This window comes from Priestia sp. TRM10 (assembly GCF_057808375.1).
Window position 1 is genome coordinate 17,796 of sequence record NZ_JBJZOT010000019.1, and the last position, 25,458, is coordinate 43,253.

The 25,458-nt window shown below is 34.3% G+C and carries 24 protein-coding genes and 1 pseudogene; 14 read left to right on the top strand and 11 right to left on the bottom strand.

What is annotated here, in order from left to right:
* Window positions 1–8: 8 nt before the first annotated feature.
* The 5 genes from ACK3CR_RS26130 to ACK3CR_RS26150 all read right to left on the bottom strand — a co-directional run bounded on the left by ACK3CR_RS26130 (window position 9) and on the right by ACK3CR_RS26150 (window position 2,775).
* Window positions 9–371: a tyrosine-protein phosphatase gene (locus ACK3CR_RS26130; RefSeq protein WP_243519650.1), complete on the bottom strand. Its 363-nt coding sequence runs from the start codon at window positions 369–371 to the stop codon at window positions 9–11.
* 176 nt (window positions 372–547) lie between these two features.
* Window positions 548–1,081: a GNAT family N-acetyltransferase gene (locus tag ACK3CR_RS26135; RefSeq protein ID WP_243519652.1), complete on the bottom strand. Its 534-nt coding sequence runs from the start codon at window positions 1,079–1,081 to the stop codon at window positions 548–550.
* A gap of 207 nt (window positions 1,082–1,288) precedes the next feature.
* A complete protein-coding gene (locus ACK3CR_RS26140) occupies window positions 1,289–1,711 on the bottom strand; it encodes a carboxymuconolactone decarboxylase family protein (protein ID WP_328125255.1) in 423 nt (140 codons plus the stop codon).
* A gap of 490 nt (window positions 1,712–2,201) precedes the next feature.
* Window positions 2,202–2,429: a hypothetical protein gene (locus tag ACK3CR_RS26145; RefSeq protein ID WP_243519657.1), complete on the bottom strand. Its 228-nt coding sequence runs from the start codon at window positions 2,427–2,429 to the stop codon at window positions 2,202–2,204.
* A gap of 49 nt (window positions 2,430–2,478) precedes the next feature.
* Complete coding sequence (locus ACK3CR_RS26150) at window positions 2,479–2,775, bottom strand: hypothetical protein (protein ID WP_328125256.1); 297 nt, start codon at window positions 2,773–2,775, stop codon at window positions 2,479–2,481.
* A gap of 352 nt (window positions 2,776–3,127) precedes the next feature.
* Here ACK3CR_RS26150 and ACK3CR_RS26155 point away from each other — a divergent pair, with 352 nt between their 5' ends.
* The 3 genes from ACK3CR_RS26155 (at window position 3,128) to ACK3CR_RS26165 (ending at window position 5,100) form a co-directional block, all read left to right on the top strand.
* Window positions 3,128–4,231, top strand: coding sequence for an S-layer homology domain-containing protein (locus tag ACK3CR_RS26155; RefSeq protein WP_328125257.1), 1,104 nt, complete (start codon window positions 3,128–3,130; stop codon window positions 4,229–4,231).
* Between the two features lie 229 nt (window positions 4,232–4,460).
* Window positions 4,461–4,733, top strand: coding sequence for a hypothetical protein (locus ACK3CR_RS26160; protein WP_488976332.1), 273 nt, complete (start codon window positions 4,461–4,463; stop codon window positions 4,731–4,733).
* A 112-nt stretch (window positions 4,734–4,845) separates the two neighbouring features.
* Window positions 4,846–5,100 carry a hypothetical protein gene (locus ACK3CR_RS26165; RefSeq protein WP_243519665.1) on the top strand — a complete coding sequence of 85 codons (255 nt, stop codon included), beginning with the start codon at window positions 4,846–4,848 and terminating at the stop codon, window positions 5,098–5,100.
* 95 nt (window positions 5,101–5,195) lie between these two features.
* Here ACK3CR_RS26165 and ACK3CR_RS26170 read toward each other — a convergent pair whose 3' ends face one another.
* Entirely contained in the window at window positions 5,196–5,357 is a 162-nt protein-coding gene (locus ACK3CR_RS26170; protein WP_243519667.1) for a hypothetical protein, read from the bottom strand.
* Window positions 5,358–5,509: 152 nt separating this feature from the next.
* A complete protein-coding gene (locus ACK3CR_RS26175; protein ID WP_328125259.1) occupies window positions 5,510–6,454 on the bottom strand; it encodes an NAD-dependent epimerase/dehydratase family protein in 945 nt (314 codons plus the stop codon).
* Between the two features lie 135 nt (window positions 6,455–6,589).
* Here ACK3CR_RS26175 and ACK3CR_RS26180 point away from each other — a divergent pair, with 135 nt between their 5' ends.
* Window positions 6,590–6,940: a winged helix-turn-helix transcriptional regulator gene (locus ACK3CR_RS26180; protein ID WP_328125260.1), complete on the top strand. Its 351-nt coding sequence runs from the start codon at window positions 6,590–6,592 to the stop codon at window positions 6,938–6,940.
* A 199-nt stretch (window positions 6,941–7,139) separates the two neighbouring features.
* Here the strand turns inward: ACK3CR_RS26180 and pbp4b are convergent, their stop codons facing one another.
* Both pbp4b and ACK3CR_RS26190 read right to left on the bottom strand, forming a co-directional pair.
* Complete coding sequence (pbp4b, locus tag ACK3CR_RS26185; RefSeq protein ID WP_328124054.1) at window positions 7,140–8,501, bottom strand: penicillin binding protein PBP4B; 1,362 nt, start codon at window positions 8,499–8,501, stop codon at window positions 7,140–7,142.
* Between the two features lie 190 nt (window positions 8,502–8,691).
* Window positions 8,692–9,399 (bottom strand): annotated as a pseudogene (locus ACK3CR_RS26190) (IS6 family transposase).
* Between the two features lie 296 nt (window positions 9,400–9,695).
* Here ACK3CR_RS26190 and ACK3CR_RS26195 point away from each other — a divergent pair.
* From ACK3CR_RS26195 to ACK3CR_RS26240, 10 genes are all read left to right on the top strand, one after another.
* Window positions 9,696–10,931: a Bcr/CflA family multidrug efflux MFS transporter gene (locus ACK3CR_RS26195; protein ID WP_488976333.1), complete on the top strand. Its 1,236-nt coding sequence runs from the start codon at window positions 9,696–9,698 to the stop codon at window positions 10,929–10,931.
* 719 nt (window positions 10,932–11,650) lie between these two features.
* Window positions 11,651–13,216 carry an acyl CoA:acetate/3-ketoacid CoA transferase gene (locus tag ACK3CR_RS26200; RefSeq protein WP_328124041.1) on the top strand — a complete coding sequence of 522 codons (1,566 nt, stop codon included), beginning with the start codon at window positions 11,651–11,653 and terminating at the stop codon, window positions 13,214–13,216.
* On the top strand, window positions 13,203–13,979 hold the full coding sequence (locus tag ACK3CR_RS26205; protein WP_328124042.1) for an enoyl-CoA hydratase/isomerase family protein: 777 nt from the start codon (window positions 13,203–13,205) through the stop codon (window positions 13,977–13,979). The genes ACK3CR_RS26200 and ACK3CR_RS26205 overlap by 14 nt, the downstream gene beginning before the upstream one ends.
* A 238-nt stretch (window positions 13,980–14,217) precedes the next feature.
* Window positions 14,218–15,549: a GntT/GntP/DsdX family permease gene (locus ACK3CR_RS26210; protein ID WP_328124044.1), complete on the top strand. Its 1,332-nt coding sequence runs from the start codon at window positions 14,218–14,220 to the stop codon at window positions 15,547–15,549.
* A 245-nt stretch (window positions 15,550–15,794) separates the two neighbouring features.
* Window positions 15,795–16,832 carry a LacI family DNA-binding transcriptional regulator gene (locus tag ACK3CR_RS26215; RefSeq protein ID WP_328124045.1) on the top strand — a complete coding sequence of 346 codons (1,038 nt, stop codon included), beginning with the start codon at window positions 15,795–15,797 and terminating at the stop codon, window positions 16,830–16,832.
* A 677-nt stretch (window positions 16,833–17,509) separates the two neighbouring features.
* The gene (locus ACK3CR_RS26220; protein ID WP_328124046.1) at window positions 17,510–18,895 is read left to right on the top strand and encodes a glycosyl hydrolase; all 1,386 of its coding nucleotides are present in this window, start codon (window positions 17,510–17,512) and stop codon (window positions 18,893–18,895) included.
* Between the two features lie 115 nt (window positions 18,896–19,010).
* Window positions 19,011–19,955, top strand: a complete 945-nt coding sequence (locus ACK3CR_RS26225; protein ID WP_328124047.1) for a sugar kinase — start codon at window positions 19,011–19,013, stop codon at window positions 19,953–19,955.
* Between the two features lie 32 nt (window positions 19,956–19,987).
* The gene (locus ACK3CR_RS26230; protein ID WP_328124048.1) at window positions 19,988–20,647 is read left to right on the top strand and encodes a bifunctional 4-hydroxy-2-oxoglutarate aldolase/2-dehydro-3-deoxy-phosphogluconate aldolase; all 660 of its coding nucleotides are present in this window, start codon (window positions 19,988–19,990) and stop codon (window positions 20,645–20,647) included.
* A gap of 263 nt (window positions 20,648–20,910) precedes the next feature.
* Window positions 20,911–21,126: a hypothetical protein gene (locus ACK3CR_RS26235; RefSeq protein ID WP_328124049.1), complete on the top strand. Its 216-nt coding sequence runs from the start codon at window positions 20,911–20,913 to the stop codon at window positions 21,124–21,126.
* A gap of 491 nt (window positions 21,127–21,617) precedes the next feature.
* Window positions 21,618–23,042: a spore germination protein gene (locus ACK3CR_RS26240; protein WP_430236841.1), complete on the top strand. Its 1,425-nt coding sequence runs from the start codon at window positions 21,618–21,620 to the stop codon at window positions 23,040–23,042.
* A gap of 309 nt (window positions 23,043–23,351) precedes the next feature.
* Here ACK3CR_RS26240 and ACK3CR_RS26245 read toward each other — a convergent pair whose 3' ends face one another.
* The gene (locus ACK3CR_RS26245; protein ID WP_430236843.1) at window positions 23,352–24,308 is read right to left on the bottom strand and encodes an alpha/beta hydrolase; all 957 of its coding nucleotides are present in this window, start codon (window positions 24,306–24,308) and stop codon (window positions 23,352–23,354) included.
* Between the two features lie 636 nt (window positions 24,309–24,944).
* Complete coding sequence (locus ACK3CR_RS26250; protein ID WP_328124052.1) at window positions 24,945–25,295, bottom strand: DoxX family protein; 351 nt, start codon at window positions 25,293–25,295, stop codon at window positions 24,945–24,947.
* Window positions 25,296–25,458: the final 163 nt, after the last annotated feature.

Here is a 25,458-nt window from a genome sequence, read left to right on the forward strand (position 1 = left end):
GCTATTATTTACACGAAAGTTATATCTTCAAAGTTAATCGTGTTAGGCTTCGTAACTAGAAATTTAAAAAACTCAAAACGTGTGAATTCTCTTCTCTTGTCATGGATAGATACCTTTAATACTTGAACGTTTTCATTACTTTGAATCCGACTAACTTTAGACTTCTGTTCAGTGGGAGTTCTCAAGTCACAAATTGATTTTATTTTTAACTGATGGAAATTCTCTATATCATTTGTGGATAATCGAGATAGTTCTTCCAATCGGAATAGTAAACCATCCCTCATTTTACGTCCATCTTTGGTCTTAAGTCCTCCAATATCTCGGAAATTATGCAATTTTTCAAATAGATATCTATTTTCTATAGTGCTCATTATAATTCTCCATTATTTTTTAAAATTCACGTGATGTATATCACAGACATACAGAGGATAAAAAGGACAATTTTAGAGCTATCCTTTACTTTTATGTATAACTTAACTTTATCTAATGCATGTTTTTATAACCTAGATAACTGATCTTTAGTTCAATAACTCTCTTAATGAATCCATTATGGATCTGTTTTTAATCTTGAATACAGATTAAGGTCTATAAACTTTCCTTTAGACTTTTCCACCTGTCTAAGTGTCCCTTCAAATGTAAAATTTAATCTCTGTAAAGTTTTTATTGAATTTGTATTGAGAGGCTCTACCTTTGCTTCAATTCTGTTTAGACCTAAATCTTCAAATGCATATTTCAGTAAACCCGAGATGGCTTCAGAGGCATACCCTTTACCCCAAAATGCTTTTGAAAGCTCATATCCAATTTCTGATTTGGAATGTCCAATGTCTAACGTGTTATAACCACATGATCCAATAATTTCATTGGAAGCTAACTCAATTATAGTGAAACGGGCGGCCTTATTCTCATAAGCAAGATTATTTAGAAATGTAATCATATCTTTTGCTTGCTGTTCCTCCGTAAAGTGACTAATATTCATATGTTTAGTGACAACGGGATCAGACCAAATTTTAAATAAAGTAGATGAATCAGCTTCCTTTAACTTTCTTAAATACAATCTTTTTGTGTATAACTCTGAAATCAATTAGGATTCCCCCAGTGTGTTTTTATAGTACTGTTAGAAGCTGAGTGATATAGAACCTTCTTATTTTAAGAGATATTCTTCTCAGGTTGTTCAGGTGATAGAATATAATTGGAAATAGTAGACGAGGATCTATTTATAAACAATTAGAGCCTTAATGATTTGATAAAAATAATGTTTCCATGTTAATAATTCATTGGATTTTTTCATTTATTCCACCTTATTATCAGCCTTTAAAGATAATATAGAGCCAAAGTAGTGCGATGCCATAGTAAAACAAATAAAAGCACATAATCCACTAATTTCACGTTCATGAAATGTTTCTTTTAGTACGTTAAAAATTGCGTCTTCTATCTTTCCACCTTGTTTCAGGAAAACCTCTGTAAATCCTACAGCGATAGCCGTTTTTTTATCAAAAAGCTGATATTCTGGTTTTCCCTTTGCCTTACAATATTTACAATCATTATTTTGCGCTAATGTTCTTCTAACTTGTTCTTTTACATTAGAAGGGAGACTACCATCACCTTCTAACGTAGTTGCTAGGTTATTCCACGCCCCCATAATAGATGGATTATGACCTAATAATCTTTGAAATGGTGTATTTCCAGTCATAGAAAAAGAAATATTTGGCATGCTATCACCAACCTTTCCTTTTTATTATAAATTTCCAAATCACAGATTACTATTTCACATGAAATAGAATTTAAGTATATATTTTACAAACGAAACTAAAAATAATAACAATATTTTTATATGAAATGTACTTATTATAACGCCACTATAAACCTTAATTATGATGTTAAGCTTAAAGTTGTCTTTAATGATCATTAAAAGGTGTGCATTATACAAAAATTTAGTGACCATAAAATAAATTATTCGTACTAAAAAGCCCTCATTACTATTAATGAGGGCCTCTCATCTCCTGATATTTATCCAAAGAGCATAAGACTAACTTATTTATCTATTTGGGTTTCTCCATAGAGATGGGGTGACCGTCTCCTTTTATCATTTCTATCGTATTAGTCTATAAATGCCTTTATTCTTTATAGATTTGACTGTTCTAAGCATACTTATCATTCTATTCCTTGCTTCAGCATAAAAAAGACACATTAAAACGTCTTTTTTACATCGTATCCACTAAAGAAACTAAATTTGAAATAGGATGTATATCTTCTTGTTCTTGGTAAGGTTCAAAAGTTATTTGTCCAATCTGCGTACCCACATCATATTCACCGATTAAACTATCTAACAAAATAAAGGCAGCACCTATAAAGTGATCATTCCTTTGATTATATCCCCGAATATATATTACAAGAGCTAAAACGTTCATCTGTATAGGTGAAAAATACATCTTTTGTATCCAGGGCAATATCTTCGAAATGAACTTCATGTTCATCAATCTATCTTTGTCTAAAGGCTATTACATTAAATTTTTCAAGTGGAAGAGCTGCCTCTACAAGCCTCATAACAGCAGGAAATGCTGAAGTTATCCCATCAGCTCTGATAATGGACTCTCTTCTACCCTTATCAATCTCTGCGTTAAATTCAAACACTAAATCAGGGTGATATCTTGATAATTTCGAAGCAAGTCTATTAAATAAAATCCCATACTTATCTTTATCTAACTGAAAATAATCTTCACAGTTCTGTTCAAACCAAGTCCAAAATTCTTTTGCAGTAAGTTTTCTTTTACACATAATTCCTACATAGGTGATAAGTGTATTTTCAAAGAAATTTTCATTATGTAATTGATAGAGTGAGAAGTTGTATATCTCTGAGAATAGAACCCTCTATATATTGGGTTAATAGCACTTAGAATTAAATATATTTTTACATTTTTACGTTGAAATTGAAGCACATGGTCTATCATACAACAAAAAAACTAAATATGTATATAGTTTTATAGATCATATTACATAGGTTAATATTCACCATAAATTTAATAAAAAAGGAAATCTATAAAAAAATAGATTGACTTTTAAGGAGTTTGATGTAATAAATTAGTAATACAATTGTAATATTGTTTACAACTTAATAGGAGGAATTACATTGAAAAAGATTGTACAAGTATGTTTAGCCTTCATTTTACTGTTGGCTATGGCTCTTCCCCTGCAGCATGCAGAGGCAAGTAGTCAGTTTAAGGACGTTACTCTTTATGAAAAAGAGATTAGCTTCCTTACGAATAAAGGAATCATTAAAGGATATAATGATGGGACCTTTAAACCAGAGGCATCGATTAAAAGAATTCAAGCTGTTCAAATGATTCTACGTGCAAAAGGCGTAACAGATTTTGCAGCTCCAGATCCTAACTTTACAGATATTAAAAAAGGCGATTATGGTTATGGAGAAGTCGCTAAAGCCGTGCAACTGGGCATTATTTCGGGTAAGGAAGATCCGAAAACAGGAAAGAAATACTTTGACGCATGGGGTACGCTAACAAGAGGGCAAATGGCTAAGATTTTAAGTTTAGCGTATAACTTAAAAGGATCAACACTTAGTGAGTTCTCAGATGTACCAAGCACGGATGGATTCTATACATACATCAATGCACTAGCGTATAACAATGTCACAACAGGGTATTCAGATAATACCTTTAAACCTTACCAACAAATTTCACGTCAACACTTTGCGGTATTCTTAGCCCGCACGTTGGATTCGTCTTTCAAAGATAATGGAACGAACCGAGTGGTAACAGGTGGTTTAAAATTAAATACACGTAAGACCTATGTTTATAACTATCCATATGCTGAGTATACAGAAACCTTTAAGTATACAGGTTCAAAGGCTGGTATGGATAAGTGGACAGGCCGAGACAGTGACGGAGAAGTTACGTACTATGCCTATAGTGAAGACAAAGATGGATACGTATCTGGATGGCAGGATGGAGACATTTCTTCAACGATTCCATATCCATTAAAATTAAATACAAAGTGGACAGATGACTTCTACGAAGATGAATATCCAATTCACTATGTTGTAACTTCTATGAACAAAACAGTAACAACACCGGTAGGTACGTTTAAGAATGCAATTGAAGTTAAGAGTGATATCGATACACTTGAGTATTATGTACAAGGAATTGGCCTTGTCTTAATGCTGGATACATCGGTTCAACCAGCAGAAAGAATCCAAGAGCTTCAAAAAGTGTATTAAGAGACAAAAAAACAAGCGTACTCTAATAAAGGGTCGCTTGTTTTTTTATCCATACTTTTACGGACATAGATGGGGGCGGCTTATTAACTTTAAGAAAAATGTTTACTCCATCTTCTTTATTATTGAACTATAAAAAGGAGAGGCATTCCCAAACTTTTTTTAATCCTCCTCGTCTAATCCTTACAAAGCATAAAACTTTTACTTATCCTTGCATGAAAAGGAGCATAAAATGAAAAAGATACTAGGTATTATCCCTTTGGTATTATTTTTAGTCTCTGCTGTATTCGGAATTAGAGAAATGTTCTTTGTAGGTAGTTGGTTGGGATATAGCGTTATGTTGTTCCTACTCACTGCCTCACTACCATCTGTTATGGGTTTCATTCTTTTATTCTTCACTAAAAAAGGGGCCTTAAAAGTTGTAGGAATGCTAGGAAACGGTGCAATTATGTTTTTAACGGTTGTATTGCCCCTTGCAGCAAATATTGTATGGCCCTTACAATAGGAATTCTCCTTGGTGATTTCGGAGGATAATCAAAAAGCAACGTAGTTAAATTAAAAACTGTGTTGTTCAAATCTTTTATTTATAAACTACTAATCAAGCGAGGAAGCACACATTGAGAAAACATTTTGGTGAAATTTCATTTACTTTTTTAATTTTAACTATTGCCTTTTATTTTATGGTTCCTACAGACGATCATTACTCATCAACAACCATTAATACATGGTTATTGATTGGGTTGACCTTTACCTTAGTTTTTGCTTTCTTAAGCCCGAAAAATATATGGAAAAAAATCGTACTATCGGTTGTTACGATAGCTGTTATAATCTTTTTATTTATTGCTGTCGCATTTGGAATATCAGGTTTATAAAGGATAAAGCTATTATTTACATAACACCAATTATGAGAAGCATAAAAACCCTTTTATCCAGAATGAAGCATTGATAGAAGGGTTTTCTATGTTTCTTATGTATCTCGACCTAATTTTCGATCTGCTAAATAAGCCAAAAAGAAAATCATTGGAATAAATAAAAGTTTAGGAAGTGATAAATCCTCAACGGATGTATGTGTGATATAGACCGTTAAGAAGATAAGAGCTAAAACTAATGTAAATATCTTTTCTTTCAAATCACGCACCCCACTTTCCTTGTAACTACATTATAACATAAATTTAACATTGTTTTCAGGGTTCATTCTGCATATAGAACGAGTAGATATAATGTTGATTATAGGTACTAAAAAGTCTAATAAACTAAAAATAAGTTTATTAGACTTCAGCTTTAAATGACATTTCTTTTAATTAAATCTCTAACTGCATGTTCTACACTTTCGGTTTGAGAATATTTGATCTTAAATCCTAAATTTCTCATTTTTTCATCATTCCAGATCCTATTTGTATTGAAAGTATTTAAAGCATAAGACAGTTGTTTATTTTCCTCAACTATTCTAGATAAATCATGGACGTTCGCCACCGTGCCTCTTGCTTCGTCTATAGCTGCCTTTAGACTTCCCCAGGTTGTGTCAAATCCTTTAAGTAAAAAGAGGTTATGTTTTTTTGTAAATAACTTATAATTACCTAACCATTCCATTGCTCTTCCTATATCGCGCGTATCAACTAAGGAAACTTTCGTTTGACCGTTTTTTAAAATTGGATATTTATTATCTATATGATTTTTAAATAATCTTGAAAAAAAGGAATTCTTGTCTCGAGAGCCTATTGCACTTGCTGGCCGTAGAATAATCGTTTCCATAGCTGTTTCTTTTCCCATTTCTTGAACAACATCTTCTCTTTTAAGAAGTAACTCCTGGATAGGATATTCTGGGCGTATACAATAAGATTCATTTATAGGTTTATTTGTTTTAAAATCATATACTACAATTGAGCTTAATTGTATAAAACGCTCAGCACCATTTAAAGCAGCCTCTTTAAAGATTTTTTTTGTCAATTTAAGTTCCACAGGTGCTTCTAAATTAACTTCAGTACTTAGATTAGCATCTGCGGTACAGTTATAAACTATTTGATGTCCTTTTATGATTCTCCCAATAGATTCAGCTTTAGAAAAATCCACTTTAACTACTCGCACACCTAAACTATCTAAAAAAGAGGTGTCACTGCTTTGACGAACCACAGCTGTAACCTCATGCCCTTTCAAGCATAATTGTTCTACCGCATGACTTCCTATAAAACCTGTACCTCCAAAAACAATTGCTTTCACTTTTATCATTCCTTTTATACATGTATTATAAATAACCATTTACTGGCTGTTTTATAATAATTATACTAAGTGAAGTACTTTATTTTTTATAGTACTGATATTTTTTATAGTAAGTATCTTTATGAATAGTAATGGAGGAATACAATGAACAACGAACTTGAACTGAAATCCAATATTTCTGAATGTCCTATAGAAAAGACAATGAACGTTATTGGAGGAAAGTGGACCTTCTTAATCTTAAGAGAACTTTTTACTGGACCAAAACGCTTTGGGGAAATGCAAAAATCTTTAAAAGGAGTAAGCCCTCGAACTCTCTCTTTGAGATTAAAGGAGCTAGAGAATGAGGAAATTATTACACGTAAAATATATTCAGAGATACCACCTCATGTAGAATACTCTCTTACTGATAAAGGAAAAACAATGCGTCCAATCTTTGAAGCAATGAAAGAATGGGGAAATACTTGGGATGTGTTAGGGATTAAAGAAAAGGCGTAAGTTATTTTAATCTAAAATGTATTCATCAAGAACACATTCTTATTCACAAAACCTTATGCATACCATATACAAAGTTAGTTTACATAAAACATGTTCGCGGAAGTAAGAAAGCACAAACTCGTTCAGTCACAACGAGTTTGTGCTTTTTCTTTTTGCTTATACATTCTGTTAGATTTGTTCCTTCAATTACATCCACTTATTATTTATTTGATTCTAAAGCTTCATAAACAGCTGTGACCACACTTCCATATCTTCCTGTTGTGAAAAGATCACCGAAAAATTGATTAGAGTTTACAGCAGGATCCACAAGCGGCGAATGCTTTTTATTAGTGAGCAGGACGATTCCTAAGTTCTGCTCAGGGTCAATAATTGTCACCGTTCCCGTCCAGCCTGTATGACCGTATGCACTGTCGCTTGCATATTTGCTGAACATCCAGTCCATACTGTCATCGCCGTTTAATCTCCAGCCGAGACCGTATGTTGAGTTCATTTCGGAAGGTGCTACGAATTCTTCTATCGTTTCTTTTTCAAAGAACGATATATTACCGTAACTGCCGCCATTCATCATGACTTGCAGAAGAACAGCGAGGTCACTAGTTGTCGAGAATAAGCCGGCATGTCCTGAAACACCTTCCATTGAATAAAATGCTTTTTCATCATGTACTTCACCTTGTAATGTATATGTCCGAACATTCGGGAAGCTTATGATACCATCACGTGTATTACCCATTAATTCAGTTGCAGCAAAATCTTTTGGTTTAAAACCTTTTTGAAGAGGATTGAACATAGTGTGCTTAAGACCTAAAGGTTTGTAAATAGCATTTTCAACATAATCATCAAGTTTTTGTCCGGTGACCTTTTCAACTATATACCCTAAAAGCATATAATCTACATCACTATATATGTTTTTGGTGCCCGGTTTATATTCCAGCGGTGTTTTAGTCAGCATTTTCAATGTCGTTTCACGATCTTGCGAATATAGATCACCGGCTACTTTAGGATTATGATATGCGGGATCGGCCGGAAAACCAGCACTGTGATGCAGCATGTCGACCAAACGCATAGTATCCTTTCCTTTGATCTTGTCTGTCGGTCCATCTTTAAATTCAGGAATATATTCTTGTACCCGTGAATTTAAATCAATTTTTCCTTCGCTGACAAGTTTCTGAAGGGCAAAATTCGCTGCATACATCTTAGTATTTGATGCAATATCAAACATGGTGTCCTTTTTCATTTTCAAAAACTTATTAAGCGGTGTATGTCCCTCAAACTTTTGTTTATAGCCGTAGCTTTCATTCTTCACGATTTTACCGTCTTTTATGACAATCAGTGCTGCTCCAGGAAAACCGGCGGCCACTTCTTTTTCAATCAACTGATCCACTTTTTCAAGTTTTTCAGACGAAAACCCGACTTCCTCCGGCTTTTTTGCTTTTGTTAAAACAGGATACTCAACGTGTGCTTGAGGAGATGTTTTTTCATTTGATTCTGCAAAAGAAACAGAAGGTACAAGTAATGAGATAGCAAAAACAGAAGTTAGTGCACAGCTTGTCCATTTTTTCATCATGTTTCGTTTCCCCTTCGAAATCGTATTTTGATAGCTTATGTAACAATCAATTTACTTCAAATAACTATGAATTCGCTTACATTGCAATCTTATCAATTATAACTATAGTCGTCTATACCATTTATGGTTCAGGTGCGAAAATAATGCAATAGAAACATAGGATAGTAATATCCTGTTCACTTTGAGATTATGCAGCTACTCCGAATAATTTATGAATGAATTCAACCTCATTTTGGACAGACTTTTCCTGTTGATGAGGTTGATCTTTTTTAACCATATGCATGGCTTCGATACCATTCAAAATATAGGTGGCTGTTCGAAACGACTTCAATCCTAACATGAAACGAACACGCTTCTTGATAAAACGATGATCCTGTTCCAAGATATTATTGAGATATCTAACTTGCCTTAATTGTATGCCTTCAGGCATATATTTCTCTTCTTTTAACTCTTGGATTGCTATAGGATAGGCTGGGTTCTTATCTAAAGTTATCACGCGAGGTTTAGATACGTACGAAAAAGCCAAGGCTTTCTTGAAAAAGCGCCTGGCTGCTTGTTTATCTCTTAATTCACTTAGATAAAAATCAATCGTATTCCCCTCTGAATCCACTGCACGATATAAGTACATCCATTTCCCTGTTACTTTGGTATAGGTCTCATCGACTCTCCATGAGTCGTTTGTCGACGTAAGATGTTGCCGTACTCTTTCTTCTAATTGAGGTCCATATTGATGTACCTAACGCATAATCGTTGTATGAGCAATATATAATCCACGTTCCTCCATCATTTCTACCAAGTCACGAAAACTTAAATTGTACCGTAGGTACCATCTGACAGTTAACAAAATGATATCAGGTTGATAGTGTTTCCACTTAAATAAGTTTTGCTTTTCCACACTGATCACGCCCTTCTTTTAGAATACTAGTATCAGTATGTCCAAGATTTAGAGCTTAGTTTCAAGTCGACTGAAATTTTGCACCAGAACCAAAATATTTAACCTTCATCTGCAAGCTGAGTTTTTAATTGTTTACCCGGAAATGATAACAGGTTATAATCAGAACTATGTATTTTCTTCGGGTATCGAATTAAATCTACATTTTGGTCCCTTTGTGCTTAATGTAAGATGGGAGCTTGTAGCTTACATTTCTGTAATGAAATGAAATACAAACTATATAGAAAGGCGAGGAAAAATTGAATACACTTAGTGGAAAAAAAAGAATTCAACTTGCGATACTTTTGGGATCACTTGGACTCTTAGGCCCTTTTACAATTGATACGTATTTACCTTCCTTCCCTACAATCGTAAAAGATTTTCACACTACGGCATCACTCGTACAAATTAGTTTGACAGCATGCTTATTAGGATTGGGAGCAGGACAATTATTTATTGGCCCATTGAGTGATGTGAAAGGCCGTCGTAAACCTTTACTATTGTTTCTTTGCTTATACTTATTAGCTTCTTTAACCTGCTCGTTTTCACCAAATATCTATTTCCTTATTGTGGCTCGTTTTGTCCAGGGCTTTTCCGCAGCAGGCGGACTTGTGGTTTCAAGAGCTGTCATCAGGGACCTTTTTAGTGGAAGGGAACTGACCAAATTTTTCACTTTAATTGTATTAGTCGGTAACCTCGGCCCAATCGTTGCCCCTATTGCTGGAGGAGCCATTCTTTCGTTTGCCAAGTGGAATGGAGTTTTTATTGTTTTAGCTTGTATTGGAGCTATATTAATTTTCATGGTTTCTCTAAAACTACCAGAAACATTACCACCTGAAAAACGTGTACCTAGTAATCTGCCACAGCTCATGAGCAATTTCGGATCCTTATTCAAGGATCGAGAATTCATGGGATACGCATTCACGCAAGGATTTACGACAGCTGGAATATTTGCCTATGTATCTGGTGTTCCATTTGTCTATCAAAATATTTACCATGTTTCTCCGCAACAGTTCAGTCTACTCTTTGGAGTTAATGGTTTAGGCTTGATTATTGGAAGTCAGTTGGTTGGACGCTTGGCCGATCGCATTTCGGAGCGGACATTTTTAAAGATAGGACTAGGAATTTCTATTGCAGCAGGAGCAATCCTACTCATCGCTCTTCTTTTAAAAGCTCCACTAATTGCCGTGGCGATCCCGATTTTCTTTTTTGTCTCATCAATCAGTATTATTGGTACGACGTCCTTTGCATTAGCCATTGAATCACAAGGACATATTGCGGGCAGCGCCTCCGCATTATTAGGCTTGTTGCCATTTGTACTCGGCTCGCTATCAGCCCCTCTTGTTGGAATAGCGGGATCGTATACCGGTGTTCCAATGGGCGTTACGATCTTTGGTGCTAGCTTGTTGGCGTTTCTTTCCTATTTTGTTTTAGTTCGAAAGCGTTCGGTTAGGATGCAGGGGACCAATGATGCTGAACAAGGTTCTAGGCTATAATGGAGATACGTACGTTATTTAAGTCAATTGGACAGTTGACATGTAAGAAGAAAAAATATTAACGTTATTAACAACACGCCCCGAGTGATGAGTCATCACTTGGGGATGTTTTCGTTTTGATGCATTGTTTCTATAACATTTATCGGAGGATATCAGGGGGAGAATTTTAAAAACATATCCAAAACTAAACAAAGTGGACACGGCTTATAATAATTATCTAAAAGAAAAGAATAAAATTTAATTTAATTTTTATCTTTTTTCTTTACTTAACATAAAGCATGATGCAGGTAGTAAAAAAAGCGCAAACTCAATGTTATTCACTGGGTTTGTGCTTTTTTCTTTTCTCTTTTTCATAATCAACTTGGGACCAAAAAACTTATACAAAAATGTGAGCTTTTTTATAACACCTATTAAATAGATAGTACGCCAAAAACATGTACTGTGATAAATAAGGTTTTGCCTATCAATAGATATTCTCAAAAATAAATAAAAAATTAAATGTGTATTCATTTTATTTTTGGAAAAAACCAGGTATGACGGGATTATTTTAGGAGTTTATTTATTAAATACAAATATAAATTTTCAAAAAATTTTAAAAATTACTTTCAAAAATCTACAATATGGTTTAACATTAAGTTACGAAATCGGTTTCGTAAATCGGTTTTATATTATATGGTGTGAAAATAGAGTTAGAAAACAAATATAAAGGAGCAATATTTATGACTTATTCTAAGGTATTGACAGCTGAAGACGCAGTGAAGCAAATATCTAATGGAGATACAGTGGCAGTTGGGGGGGCAGGAGGTGGATTACTAGAACCGACGTCTTTTTTGAAAGCGCTTGAAAAAAGATTCATTGATTCTGCAACGCCTAGAAATCTCACTTTTATTCATGTAACGGGCATCGGGGATAGGAAGGACGGAGGAATGTGTCATGTAGCACATGAGGGGTTAGTAAAACGTGATATTGGAGGTCATTGGGACTACCTGCCTAAGATGGCCCATCTTGCTAGCGAAAACAAGATTGAGGCCTATAATCTTCCACAAGGAGTACTATCACAACTATTTAGGGAAATAGCTTCTGGTAGACCGGGCTTAATTACTCATGTAGGTTTGAAAACATTTGTAGATCCTCGCGTAGAGGGAGGGAAGCTAAATAAAGTTACAACTGAAGATATAGTAGAAGTCATTAATATAAAAGGAGAAGAGAAATTATTTTATCCATCATTTCCTGTAGATATAGCTTTCTTAAGAGGAACAACAGCTGATGAGGATGGAAATATCACTATGGAAGAAGAGGCAGCCTTTTTGGATAATTTAGCTATTGCACAGGCAGTTCACAATAGTGGTGGAAAAGTATTTGTGCAAGTGAAGCGCCTAGCAAAAAGGGAAACACTACACCCTAAGCTTGTAAAGATTCCAGGTATTTTGGTCGATGGTATTGTCATCTGTCCTGAACAAAAGCAAACAATTGTTTCAACATATAATCCTGCCTATGCCGGTGATGTTCGAATACCAACTTATAATCTCGAATCAATACCTTACAATGAACGTAAGATCATTGCTATGCGTGCAGCTCTTGAATTACCTGATAACGGTATTGTGAATTTGGGAGTAGGAATATCAGGGTCAGTTGGGTTAGTAGCTTCGGAAATGAATTTATCGAAAGAATACGTGTTTGCTATTGAACAAGGAATTATTGGTGGAATACCAGCTGGTGGAATAGAGTTTGGGGTAGCATCAAATGCACACGCTATCACTGAAGCACCCTCTCAATTTGATTTTTTTGATGGCGGTGGCCTTGATATGACATGTCTAGGAATGGCAGAAGTAGATATAGATGGGAACGTCAATGTGAGTAAGCTTGGTAATAGAATTACGGGTTGCGGTGGCTTTATAAATATAGCACAAAATGCAAAAAAGCTTGTTTTCTGTGGTACTTTCACTTCCGGAGGATTAGAAGTCAAAATTTCTGATGGAAAAATTGAAATTATTAAGGAAGGGAAATTCAGAAAGTTTGTAAACAAAGTAAATCAAATTACTTTTTCTGGCGATTATGCTAAAGAAACAGGTCAAAGGGTAATTTTTGTAACAGAAAGAGCTGTATTCAAACTTGGAAACGATGGTTTGATTTTAGAAGAGATAGCACCTGGAATTGATCTTCATAAAGATATTCTTAGCCTAATGGACTCAAAACCAAAGATATCATCCAACTTAAAGGAAATGGACTCTCGTTTATTCATAAATCTTATAGAGAAGGAAGAGGATAATCATGCAAAAGTTTAACACGATAGATGTTCAACAGAAGAATGGAATAGGATGGATTACTCTTAATCGGCCAGATAAGTATAATGCTTTTAACGAAGAAATGATGGGAGAAATAAAGGATGCTCTTTCTTATTATAAAAGTGATGCAGAGGTGAAAGTTGTCAGTTTTAAAGGAACAGGAAAAACCTTTGCTTCTGGGGCGGATATTTTAGATTTGCAAAAAATGACCCCTTTGGATGCTCTTTTTCCATCTATGCAAGGTTTATATGATTTGATCTATAATTACGAAAAACCAACAATAGCAGCTATTCAAGGATATGCTTTTGGTGGAGGTATGGAGCTTGCAGCTGCTTGTGATATACGTGTAGCTTCAGATAATGTCAAGTTCGGTCTTCCTGAATGTAAATTAGGAGTAATGCCCGGTGCAGGGGGAACTCAGAGGTTGGTTCGACTCTTAGGAGAAGCTAAAGTAAAAGAGCTTGTGTTTCTTGGAGAAGTATTAGATGCTCATCAAGCAAAACAATTAGGATTTGTCTCTGTGGTATCATCCCAAGATGAATTAGAGGAGACTGTCTTAGAATTAGCAGAAAAAATATTTGAAAGAGGATCATTAGCATTGAGGGTATCTAAGTTATCTATACAACGTAGCTTTGATATTCCGCAGGAAGTAGGTCTTTTACTTGAAAATTCGCTACAATCATTCTTATTTTCTACAAAAGATAAACAGGAAGGTGTGTCGGCCTTTTTAGAAAAAAGAAAACCCGATTTTAAAGGCCTTTAACTTTTACATGTACCCCCTCTTAAATAAAGCATTATAGACTAATTGAAATAAGTTGCAACATTAATGATAGATATGGTTAATTTCTACTGAACATAAATAAAAAAGAGAGTCATGGAAAAGGCCGGGGAGAATATGAATCTTCGGCAACTCCATGATTACCACATATTGAATAATTAGGAAAAATTTTTAATTAGCGATTAAAGATTTTAACATGCTTTCTTAGAAGGAGACTATCACTATGCCCTTAATTATTACATTAATAGGTATCTTATTACTTATTGTATTAATAAGCTACTTTAAATGGAATCCATTCGTAACATTAATTGTTACCTCTGTATTTGTAGGCACTTTATCAGGGATGCCTTTAGTGGATGTTGTTGAATCAATTAAAGAGGGATTAGGAACAACTTTAGGATTAATTGCTATTGTTCTTGCTTTTGGTACTATGCTCGGTAAAATGATGGCCGAATCCGGAGGGGCAGAAGTGATTGCTCAAGCCCTCATTAAACGATTTGGATTAAACAATGTACATTGGGCGATGATGTTTGTTGGTTTCATCGTAGGTATTCCTGTATTTTTCCAAGTAGGATTTGTCCTTTTAGTTCCCCTTGTATTTACAATTGCTTTAAAAACTGGAATGAATGTAATAAAAATCGGAGCTCCATTGCTTGCAGGGCTTTTAACTGTTCATGGTATGGTTCCTCCACATCCCGCAGTGATGGCAGGTGTGGAAATTTATCATGCGAATGTTGGATTAACAATCCTTTATGCCATATTAATTGGTTTTCCCACTGCAGTTATTGCGGGTCCACTTTATACAAATTGGCTCATTAAACGTATTAAACCTACTCCCTCTGAGCAGTTAGTAAAAGAACTGGTACAGGAGAATAATGAACAAGCTTTACCAGGCTTAGGAATTACCTTATTAACGGTATTGCTACCAGTTTTATTAATGCTCGGTCAAACAATTACAGAAGTAACTTTGGCAGAGACAAATCAATTCCGTGTAATTTTTAGTTTTTTAGGTAGTCCTATTATCTCCCTTGGAATAGCAGCGATATTTTCGTTCTTTAGCTTAGGGTATGCAAGGGGATTTGATAAAGAAACTATCCTTAAGTTTACGAATAATTGTGTGGCCCCAACTGCTAATATTTTATTAGTTATTGGCGCTGGGGGAGCTTTCAATAAAGTTATAATCAATAGTGGTACAGGTGACTATATTTCTGAGTTGGCAACAGGTATTGGAATATCTCCTATAATCTTAGGATTCTTAATTGCGTTACTTATTCGTATTGCTACTGGGTCTGCGACAGTAGGTTTAATTACTTCAGCAGGAATTGTAGCACCAATTATCGCAACTATGCCTAATCCACCTAGCGCTGAATTATTGGTTTTAGCAACTGGAGCAGGTTCTCTTGCTATGGCCCATTTTAATGATTCAGGATTTTGGATGATTAAAGAATACTTTAATTTAACTGTAAAACAAACATTAATAATATGGACTGGAATTAACACAATTGTAGGTTTTGTAGCATTTGGGTTCATCCTAATTCTATCTTTGTTTATATAAGATGATAATCTTAAAAGTTGAATGGTCTCGGGTTTGAATGTAAGCGATAACAAACTCTAACAGTTAATACTTCATTCCGAAAATAATATTCGGAATATATAGAGTTTTCTAAATAAAAAAGTACCTTATTGGTACTTTTTTATTTTAAATGGCTTATTTACACTTTCATGGGTTTTCTGATTACACTAGTAGACAGAAAGTTATATTATAGTTAGTAAGAGGAGTACAATAAAGGAGAAATTACTATGAAAGTTACAATCAAGGATGTTGCCGAAAAAGCAGGAGTTTCAAAAACTACAGTGTCAAGGTACCTAAACGGCATGTATGACATGATGGGAGAAGATATTCGCAAAAAAATTGAAATTACTATAAAAGAATTAAAATATGAACCGAACCACCTTGCACAAGGACTTAAAAGCAAAAAGACTAAGACGATAGGACTTATTATATTCAATGTTTTAAATCCATTTAGTACAAAACTTATACGAGGAGTAGAAGATGTTTGTCGTAAGCGTGGGTATAGTCTTTTCCTCTGTAACGCAGATAATGATTCAGACTTAGAGCGAAAATATATAACGGAACTTTATCATAAACAAGTTGATGGCATTATTACAGCTACCGTGGGTATGAATGAAGACTTATATAAAAAGCTAGCCGAAGAAGGATTCCCGATGGTCTTTGTTGATAGGAAAATGAATGAACAGTTTGGAGATCAAGTACTTACAAATAACTTCGAAGGAGCTTATAATGCAGTATCTTACTTATGCAAACTTGGCCACAAACGGATTGCTTATCTTACAGCATCGGTTCAGGGAGTAAGTAATAGACAGGAGCGATTCGAAGGCTATAAAAAGGCCCTGTTGGACTTTGATATTGATTATAATCCATTATTAGTAAGGGAAGTATCTTTAACAGAAGGTGATGGATATAAGGCTACTATAGATCTTCTTCAATCTTTAAAACCTACAGCTATTTTTTCTATGAATGATACCCTGAATCTTGAAGCATTCAAAGCTATACAAGGATCGGGTTATAAAATGCCTCAAGATATTTCTTTTCTTGGTTTCGACGATACTGATTGGGCTTCAATTACTAATCCATCTATGAGTGTGGTTGCTCAGCCTACTTATGAAATAGGAGTAAAAGTGGCAGAAACTATTTTAAAACGTATCCATGCTAAAAGGAAAACTAAATTTTCAACTACAATATTTGATACTAAATTAATTGTTAGAAATTCATCCGGAGTTCCAAATGATATTAATGATTCCACATTTATGGGGTAGATAAATTTAATAAATTTTCAATTTAGGATATTTGTTGACAATATTCATTATTTTTTAGAAGCCTATTTGTTATAAATACAGTATAATCCCTCAAATATAATGAAAATTATAGGTTAAAGCGTAAATATCTCTATGGTGTAAACAACTTAAAAAATATCAAACTATGGCCTTTTCTTGGTGAGTAATCTGGAAAAGGCCATTAACTTTTCTTAGATACAAATTTAATAACTTTAGTACGGTAACTAAACATCCCCGTACCTTTGTTTACCTGTTTTAAAACATAATAAATATTAATTTTAAGCTACCTAAATGCTTATCACTTCAAACTCTATTAGAACTCCAAAAAAGTTTAATATTATCTATAATTCTACTATTCAATTATCCATTAGTATGAAACAACACCCTAAATTTAAAAAAAACAATCAGTTAACCTTTAAATAAGGAATTACTACTTTCCTGTTCATTTAAATTTTATATGGATAAGTGTATTTTCTATTTTGATATGAAAATATTTATAATATTTCAAAAAAACCTTTCGAATTAGTTGAATATAAGGTATTATAAATTTACGAAATCGGTTTCGTAAACCGGTTTTCTATTTACCTATTAATATGGAAATCCATAGAAGCATGAAGAAACAACTGTAGAAATTTAACTTTTTAAAGGAGGAAAAACCATTGAGAATTAATGAATCATTAACTCTTCAAGATTTAGAGAAAAGTTTAAGTCATTTTTTTGATGTTTCCGGAAAAAAAATAAAGGCACTTCATGATTCCTGGGATTTGAAAAATGGTACACCTGTTTTTACTTCAAATGGACGCTATACTGCAAAAGGATGGACAGAATGGACTCAGGGATTTATGTATGGTTGGGCTATTCTACACTTTGACGCTACTGACGATGAAAGCTTTTTAGAAATTGGGCGTAAGAGCACTGTTGATTATATGGCCCCTCATGTGAGTCATATTGGCGTACATGATCACGGTTTTAATAATGTTTCTACTTATGGAAACTTACGGAGATTAATGTTAGAGGGAAGGTTGTCTTTTAATGAATGGGAGCTAAACTTTTACGAATTAGCTCTTAAAATTTCAGGCGCAGTACAGGCAAGTCGATGGTCCACTCTTAATGATGGAACAGGATACATTTATTCTTTCAATGGACCACAGTCTCTTTTTATTGACACAATCCGTTCATTACGTTCACTATCATTAGCATACAATCTTGGACATACATTAATGATAGAAGGCGATCAGTCTATCTCCTTATTAGATCGACTTATTCAACATTCCCAAAATACTGCTCGTTACAATATCTTTTATGGAGAAGGTCGGGATACTTATGATATTAAAGGTCGTGTTGCTCATGAATCGATCTTTAATCCTGTGAATGGAGCTTATCGATGCCCTAGTAGTCAGCAAGGATATTGTGCATTTTCCACTTGGACACGAGGACTAGCTTGGGCAATCTTAGGTTATGCTGAACAACTAGAGTTTATTTCTAAATTATCGGATAAAGAATTAGAACCATATGGGGGACGTGAGGAAGTTGTCAATTTTATGTTAAAAGCAGCAACTGCTACTGCTGATTTTTACCTTGAAAATACAGCTCTAGACGGAATTCCATATTGGGATACAGGTGCTCCAGGTTTAGTTGAATTAGGAGAGTGGAGAGATCGACCTGCTGATCCATACAACTCCAAGGAACCAGTAGATAGTTCAGCAGCATCAATTGCAGCCCAAGGGCTATTACGATTGGCATCTTACCTTAAACAAAATGGAAATCCAAAAGGACAGCAATATTTCCAAGCAGCTTTAACTGTTTCAAAAACATTATTCTCTCCACCTTATCTTTCAGAAGACGCAAAACATCAGGGGTTAATTCTCCACTCTATTTATCATCAGCCAAATGGTTGGGATTACATTCCCGAAGGAAGTTTAGTACCTAATGGAGAGTCTTCCTTATGGGGGGATTATCATGCTGTGGAGTTAGCTGTATACCTCAAACGACTATTGGAAGAGAAAGAATTTAGTTTTGATGGCAAATTCCATGTACTAAAATAGATAATATTCAAAAAGGATTCTTTTTATATTTACAGTGTAAAAGGGATCCTTTTCACAAACTAAGATACTTATATCGGAGTATTAATTAATTCAATCCAATAGAGGAGAGAAAGGTATGGATGTAATTACGTTTGGGGAAACCATGGTTCTATTTGTTCCTGACTCAGTTACACCACTACGGTATTCAAGTCAGTTTGTGAAGACCATAGGTGGTGCAGAATCAAATGTAGCCATCGCACTTTCAAAATTAGGGCATCAGGTCGGATGGATGGGACGTCTAGGTGACGACGAATTTGGATTATATGTTCGTAACTATATAAGGGGAGAGGGAGTAGATACCTCTCATGTTATATTTGATAGAAAATATCCGACAGGGGTTTTCTTCAAAGAACGTCAAATAGGAAATGATCCCAAGATATATTATTATCGTAAGGGCTCAGCAGCAAGTTATATGACTCCTGATAATTTAGATGAAGACTATATCGGTCAGGCTAAGTTTCTACATCTCACAGGGATTACACCTGCTCTTAGTCCCTCTTGCCAAGATACTATCTATCGGGCAATTGAACTAGCTAGGAAACAAGGAGTAAAGATTTTATTTGATCCTAATATTCGTTTAAAGCTTTGGTCTACGGAAAAGACTAGAGAAACTTTGATGGACATTGCTAGTATGTGCGACATTGTATTACCAGGATTAGAAGAAGGTAGGATTATGACAGGTGAGTCGACGCCTGAGAAAATAACACAGGCCCTATTGCAAAATGGATCTGAAGCCGTAGTGGTAAAACTAGGGAAAAAGGGAGCTTATTATGCTACAAAAGAACATAGAGAGTACGTAAAAGGTTATCCAGTCCATCAAATCATTGATACAGTAGGATCTGGAGATGGATTTGCTGCAGGCTTTCTATCCGGATTAATACGTGGTTGGTGCTATAAAGAAGCCGTTGACTTGGGAAACCGTGTTGGTGCCTATGCACTAAGTGTTGCAGGGGATGTGGAAGGGTATCCCTTCTGGTCGCAGGTTGAACCGAATTCTAATAAAGAAGAGATACTTCGATAACAAAGAGTGGAGTGAAGGGAAGGGATTCTATAATGATACCTAAAGTTAATTTAATGAATAAACTAACAGAAAGTGGTATTATAGCTGTTTTACGTAATATTCCACATGATAAAATGGAGCAAGTTGCGGAAAGTATTGTGAAAGGTGGAGTAACAACCTTAGAGGTTACAGTTGATTGCCCTGGTGCTTTTGAAATGATTAGAAAGCTTTCTATGAACTTGAAGAATCAGGCGATTGTAGGAGCAGGTACAGTTTTAGATGCTGAATCGGCAAAAAAGGCTATTGACTATGGTGCTGAGTTTATTTTTAGTCCTAGCCTCCACCAAGATGTTATCCGAACAAGTTTACGGTATGGAAAGATTGTTGTACCAGGTGTAATGACTCCAACTGAAATGATAACAGCAATTGAATGGGGGGCAGATTTAGTAAAAGTCTTCCCGGCAGATGGGCTTGGAGTTAAATATATAAAAAACGTAAAAGGTCCTTTTTCTCATATCCCTATTATCCCGACTGGGGGAGTGAATTTAGATAATATATCTTCTTTTATTAATGTAGGAGTTGCTGCCGTAGGTATTGGGGGGAATCTATTGGATTCAAATGCAATTCAAGATTCTGACTTTAGCAAAATCACCTGTATTGCAAGTCAATATGTAGAAGCTGTGCAAAAGGCCCGTGCTGTAATTATACAATAAGATAGTTCTTAGTATGAACTATCTATATTTTTTCTACACGTCTATATGTAATATATAGGTAACAACTAATTGTAAATTGACGGATATAATGTACAAATCTAGTTTCCATAATGTTGATTATCGTCATTAAAGAAAGAGATGTTACAGAACAGCTATTTCTTATATAAAACTTCTTATTATCTCTTCCTTCTTCTCTTAAGTGATAAATATATAAAGTTATTGGTAAATGTAGTAAAATAAAAAGGGAAAGAAGGTGAATTTTAATGAAGTTAAAAAAACTAACTATCGGACAAAGACTATCTATTATTCTTCCTTTTATAGTAGTTATAGCAAGCTCCCTTATCTTTTCTAAAAGCTATTTTAATAACAAGGAAATCAATGAATTCTCAGAGGGTTGTTTTAATATAGGTGGTCAACCCGTTGTGGAGATGAGTAACTTGAACTTAGACTATTATTTTTCTTGTGAGGAATCAAAATAACAAGTCATTGTTTCTTTATAAAATTATATAAAATGCGTATGTATACCATATTCACTTTTAGTTTACATAAAATGTATTATAGGACTCAAATTTTGCGTTTAATGGCGGATATTCTGCAAAACAGAAGATACTTGCAAAATTTGAGCCTATATTTGTGTGTTTTCATTGCAACGACTACTAGAGGCTTGTGGGAATAGTCTTTATATTTGCCACGAATCCCCTTGTCGCTCCTTCACTTCTCTTTTACGCGAAAAGAAAGGCTTTTCGGTTATTTTCATGCTTTCTTTCTAAATGGAAAACGCCCCACACCTACCACAATCATTCTTGTCGTACTTTTATCTGTATACAATACTATATATAGTAGATAGACTTTACATAACACGAATTTATAGTTAGCTTTGAATCAACAAACTTAAGAAAGCTTTTTGGTTACATACTAATGGATAAATAAGTGTACATTAAACTATAAATATTAATTTATAGGTGATAGAATGTCTTATTCATTAAACAAAGCCTTACAAAATATTTCAAAGAAACTTGGACAGCAATTTGAAATGACAAGTGATTTTGAAAAAAGGACCATTTTTAAAAATAAAATCTCGCTTTTTTATTTAAATACAATTGTAGATAAAGACCAAATACAAAGCTATATTATTGAACCTTTACAGAAAACATTGGAAACAGCTAATGAAGTGGCTCCATCTATTCAACAGATAAAGACTATGATTTATTCGGCTTCTCTGAAAGAAACAAATTCAATTGAAGAAATAAAAGATGCTTTGGTTAAAGGCAATACATTTCTACTCATAGAGGGAGACACAGGTGGATTACTTATACCTACAACTAAATGGATAGAGCGAGGTTTAGAAGAAACATTAGGAGAACGAGCTTTAAGAGGACCTGAAGTAGGATTCACAGAAAATCTTACTACAAATATTAATATAATAAGGCGTATGATTCAGACACCACAATTAATCATTCATACAAAGCCCTATGGAACCTATTCAAAAACAGATATAGCTGTCGTTTATATAAAGCACTTAGTTGATCAAACGATTTTAGAAGAAGTACAGCATCGTATTTCTAATATAGATGCAAACTATATATTGGCTTCAAGAATAGTTGAAGATGCTATAGAAGGAAAACCTAAAACGTTTGCTAACCTAGTGATGACGAAAGAGCGTGTAGATACAACCACTTCAGCTCTTTTAGAAGGTAAAGTAATTGTATTAGTAGATGGGAATCCTTACTCAATTATAGCCCCCAGTTTATTTGTTGATTTTTTTCAAGCCCCTGATGATTATCATTTAAAGACTGGACGTTTTGTTAATCGATTCATTCGCTATTTGGGCTTTATTAGTTCCATTCTCATCCCTGGGATCTATGTGGGTTTAGAAAAATTTCATAGCGATAAATACAGCGAAAAAATCCAAAAAGATTTATTTAACCATGGAGAATTATTACCTACGTTTTGGGAAATTCTCATTTTGCTCATTTTATTTCGCATATTAATTGATATTGGCTCACGTGCTCCTAAAGGGACGGTTATTATCATCACACTGCTAGCTACCCTCGTTATTGGGGACATGTCTGTTTCAGCTCATATTATCCATCCAGCAAGCCTAGTAGTAACGGGATTGAGTACTTATCTATCTACTTTAGTTATTTATCGAGGACAAACTGGACTATTGTCATTGAGATATCTATTTCTTATCACTTGCTATTACTTTGATTTACTAAGTATTATAGTTGTTTCTACTATAGTGGTTCTATATCTTATACAGTTAAAATCTGTAGGTGTTCCGTACTTATCACCCCTTATTCCATTCAAATATGATGAATTTCAAGATATATTTATCCGTGGAAACTCACGTAAACTTCAAAGAAAGTCTCATGAATTTCCAAACGTTGAATGAGCAAAACAGAAACCTTTGATACTTTGAATAAATTGTATAAGAAGCCGTGAGGGATCAATAGAAGATAATTACATAAAATTGCTATCCAATGAACAGAAAAACTACTGTTACTGAACTAGTAGTTTTTTCTCGTTTTAGGCTGTACAGCATATACATTTTTAGTTCACATAATAGATTTTATAAGAAGTAAAAAAGCGTAAACCCATTGAGTGACAATGGGTTTACGCTTTTTATTTTCCCTTAGGTATACTCAAAGGTAAAAACACTCACAAATGTGTAGTATTTGTGAGTGTTTCTTTTGTAAAGAGATTAAGCCTCTACCTTAGCTACTCTTTCGAAACCAGTCTTTACTGCTTGTATAATTTCATTCACAGCGCGAATAGATACGTTGGCATTTGGATTTAATCCTTCGAACCAGTGATAGGCCTCAGGATATAAATGAAATTCGACATCAACACCAGCTTGCGCAAGTTTGGTTACATAGGTTAATGTTTCACTGCGGAATGGATCTAATTGACCAACAAATGTGTAGGTGTATGGCAAATTACTATAATCCTCTGCTCGAGCAGGGGCTGCATAGGCAGGAATATTATTCGTTCCATATATTTCTCCTAAATACATTTTCCATCCAGCTTCATTTGCCTTTTGATTCCAAACAAATCCTTCTTTAATTTCATTCGTAGAAGGTGTATTATTTCGGTCATCAATCATTGGATAGAGTGGCATTTGGAAACAAATAGAAGGATATTGTCGATCGCGGGCTAATAATGTCAATGCTGCTGTTAGTCCACCCCCAGCGCTCGCTCCTGCAACACCAATTCGATTCGAATCAATGTTTAATGGCTCTGCATTATCAGCAATCCATTTTAATGCTGCATAACAATCCTCAATAGGTGCTGGATAAGGATGTTCAGGAGCTAAACGGTAGTCTACAGAAACGACCACACAGTTGGCTTCTTTTACAAATCTCATACAAGTATCATCATTATCATCTATAGACCCTAAGATATAACCGCCACCATGTATCCATAACAGGACAGGTAAGGATTCATTAATTGATTTTGGACGATAAATTCTTAATGGTAATGGATTAGCATCAGGTCCTACAATGACCTCATTTGTTAATGAAAGGGATTCATCAACAACGGTAGGTGGTCTCATTTGCGATATTCCTTCTCTGATTGCTTGCAAGTTCTCTGGGCGTAAATCAGGGTCTTGAAACATTTCTAATCCTGGTAATAACTCTGGATTTACTCGGTTATTCATTTTAACACCTCCTATTTGTAATCATTTTCAAATAAGTGAAGTGTATTCTAAGTAGTTTAATTGTGATAAAATCATCACCATTAAATTGTAAAGTGGATATGTTATAATTGTCAACTGAATATTCGGAAAATAAATCTTCTTTTAGGGGGAATTTAACTAGATAACAAAGATTTTATATTCGTTATCCCACAAAAGGGCGCTTTAATTGAAGAAGGATCACAGAAGTTATCAAATTTTTTTATAAAAGAATGATTCAATTAAATAAATTAAAGCTTGTTTTGATCAATCTTTTTTCAAAACAAGCTTTTTCTTTTTGTTCGTTTATCAAAGGTTAGTAGTATCAACTTAATCAAACTTTATTTTAAAGCAACAACATTTTTAGTCTACATATACTTTTTCGGACTTGTTATATGGCTGATAAATAGTTAAAGTTGGGTTATTCCAAGAAGAAAAACTAAAGTTTAAATAATTATTATTCATCCTCAAATAGGTACAATCGAATTTAACCCAGCAATCAATGATTAACGGTAGAAATTTAAATTTTTAGTTAACATAACACAGATTAACGGAACCTACGTAAACAAAGCCTTAAATTTAATAAAATTTAAGGCTTTTTACCATATAAGTGCAGTAGGTTTAGGAAAAACCGTCTAAGTTCCAAAGAATCAACACTATAGATAGGAGTAGGCAGATTGTTGCGGGGATAACCGTTACGATAGTTTGATGGGCTCGAAATATATGAGCATGTATGGCCCCTACCATGAGAATTATAAATAATACGCCAGATCCTAAAACTAAGTATGGATTCCAAATACCAGCAATCATTCCTATTGACCCAATAAGTTCAATAAGTCCAATTATGGACATGAACGGTAATGGATAGTGATATTGCCGCCAGTGTTCAACTTGAAACGGTACACGAAACAGTTTTATAAATCCTCCTATTAAAATAAAAACTGCTAAAATCACTTGTATAAAAGTTACCATTTAAGCTTACTCCTTTTAAAGGTTGTGTTTAGAGATATTTCTGAATAGGATTTGATAGATATATATATTCATTGTTATATTTTAACATTAATAATGGAGTATTAGGTTAATATATACAATTTCAATTTACATAAAACATGATGGAAAAAATAAAAAAGCGCAA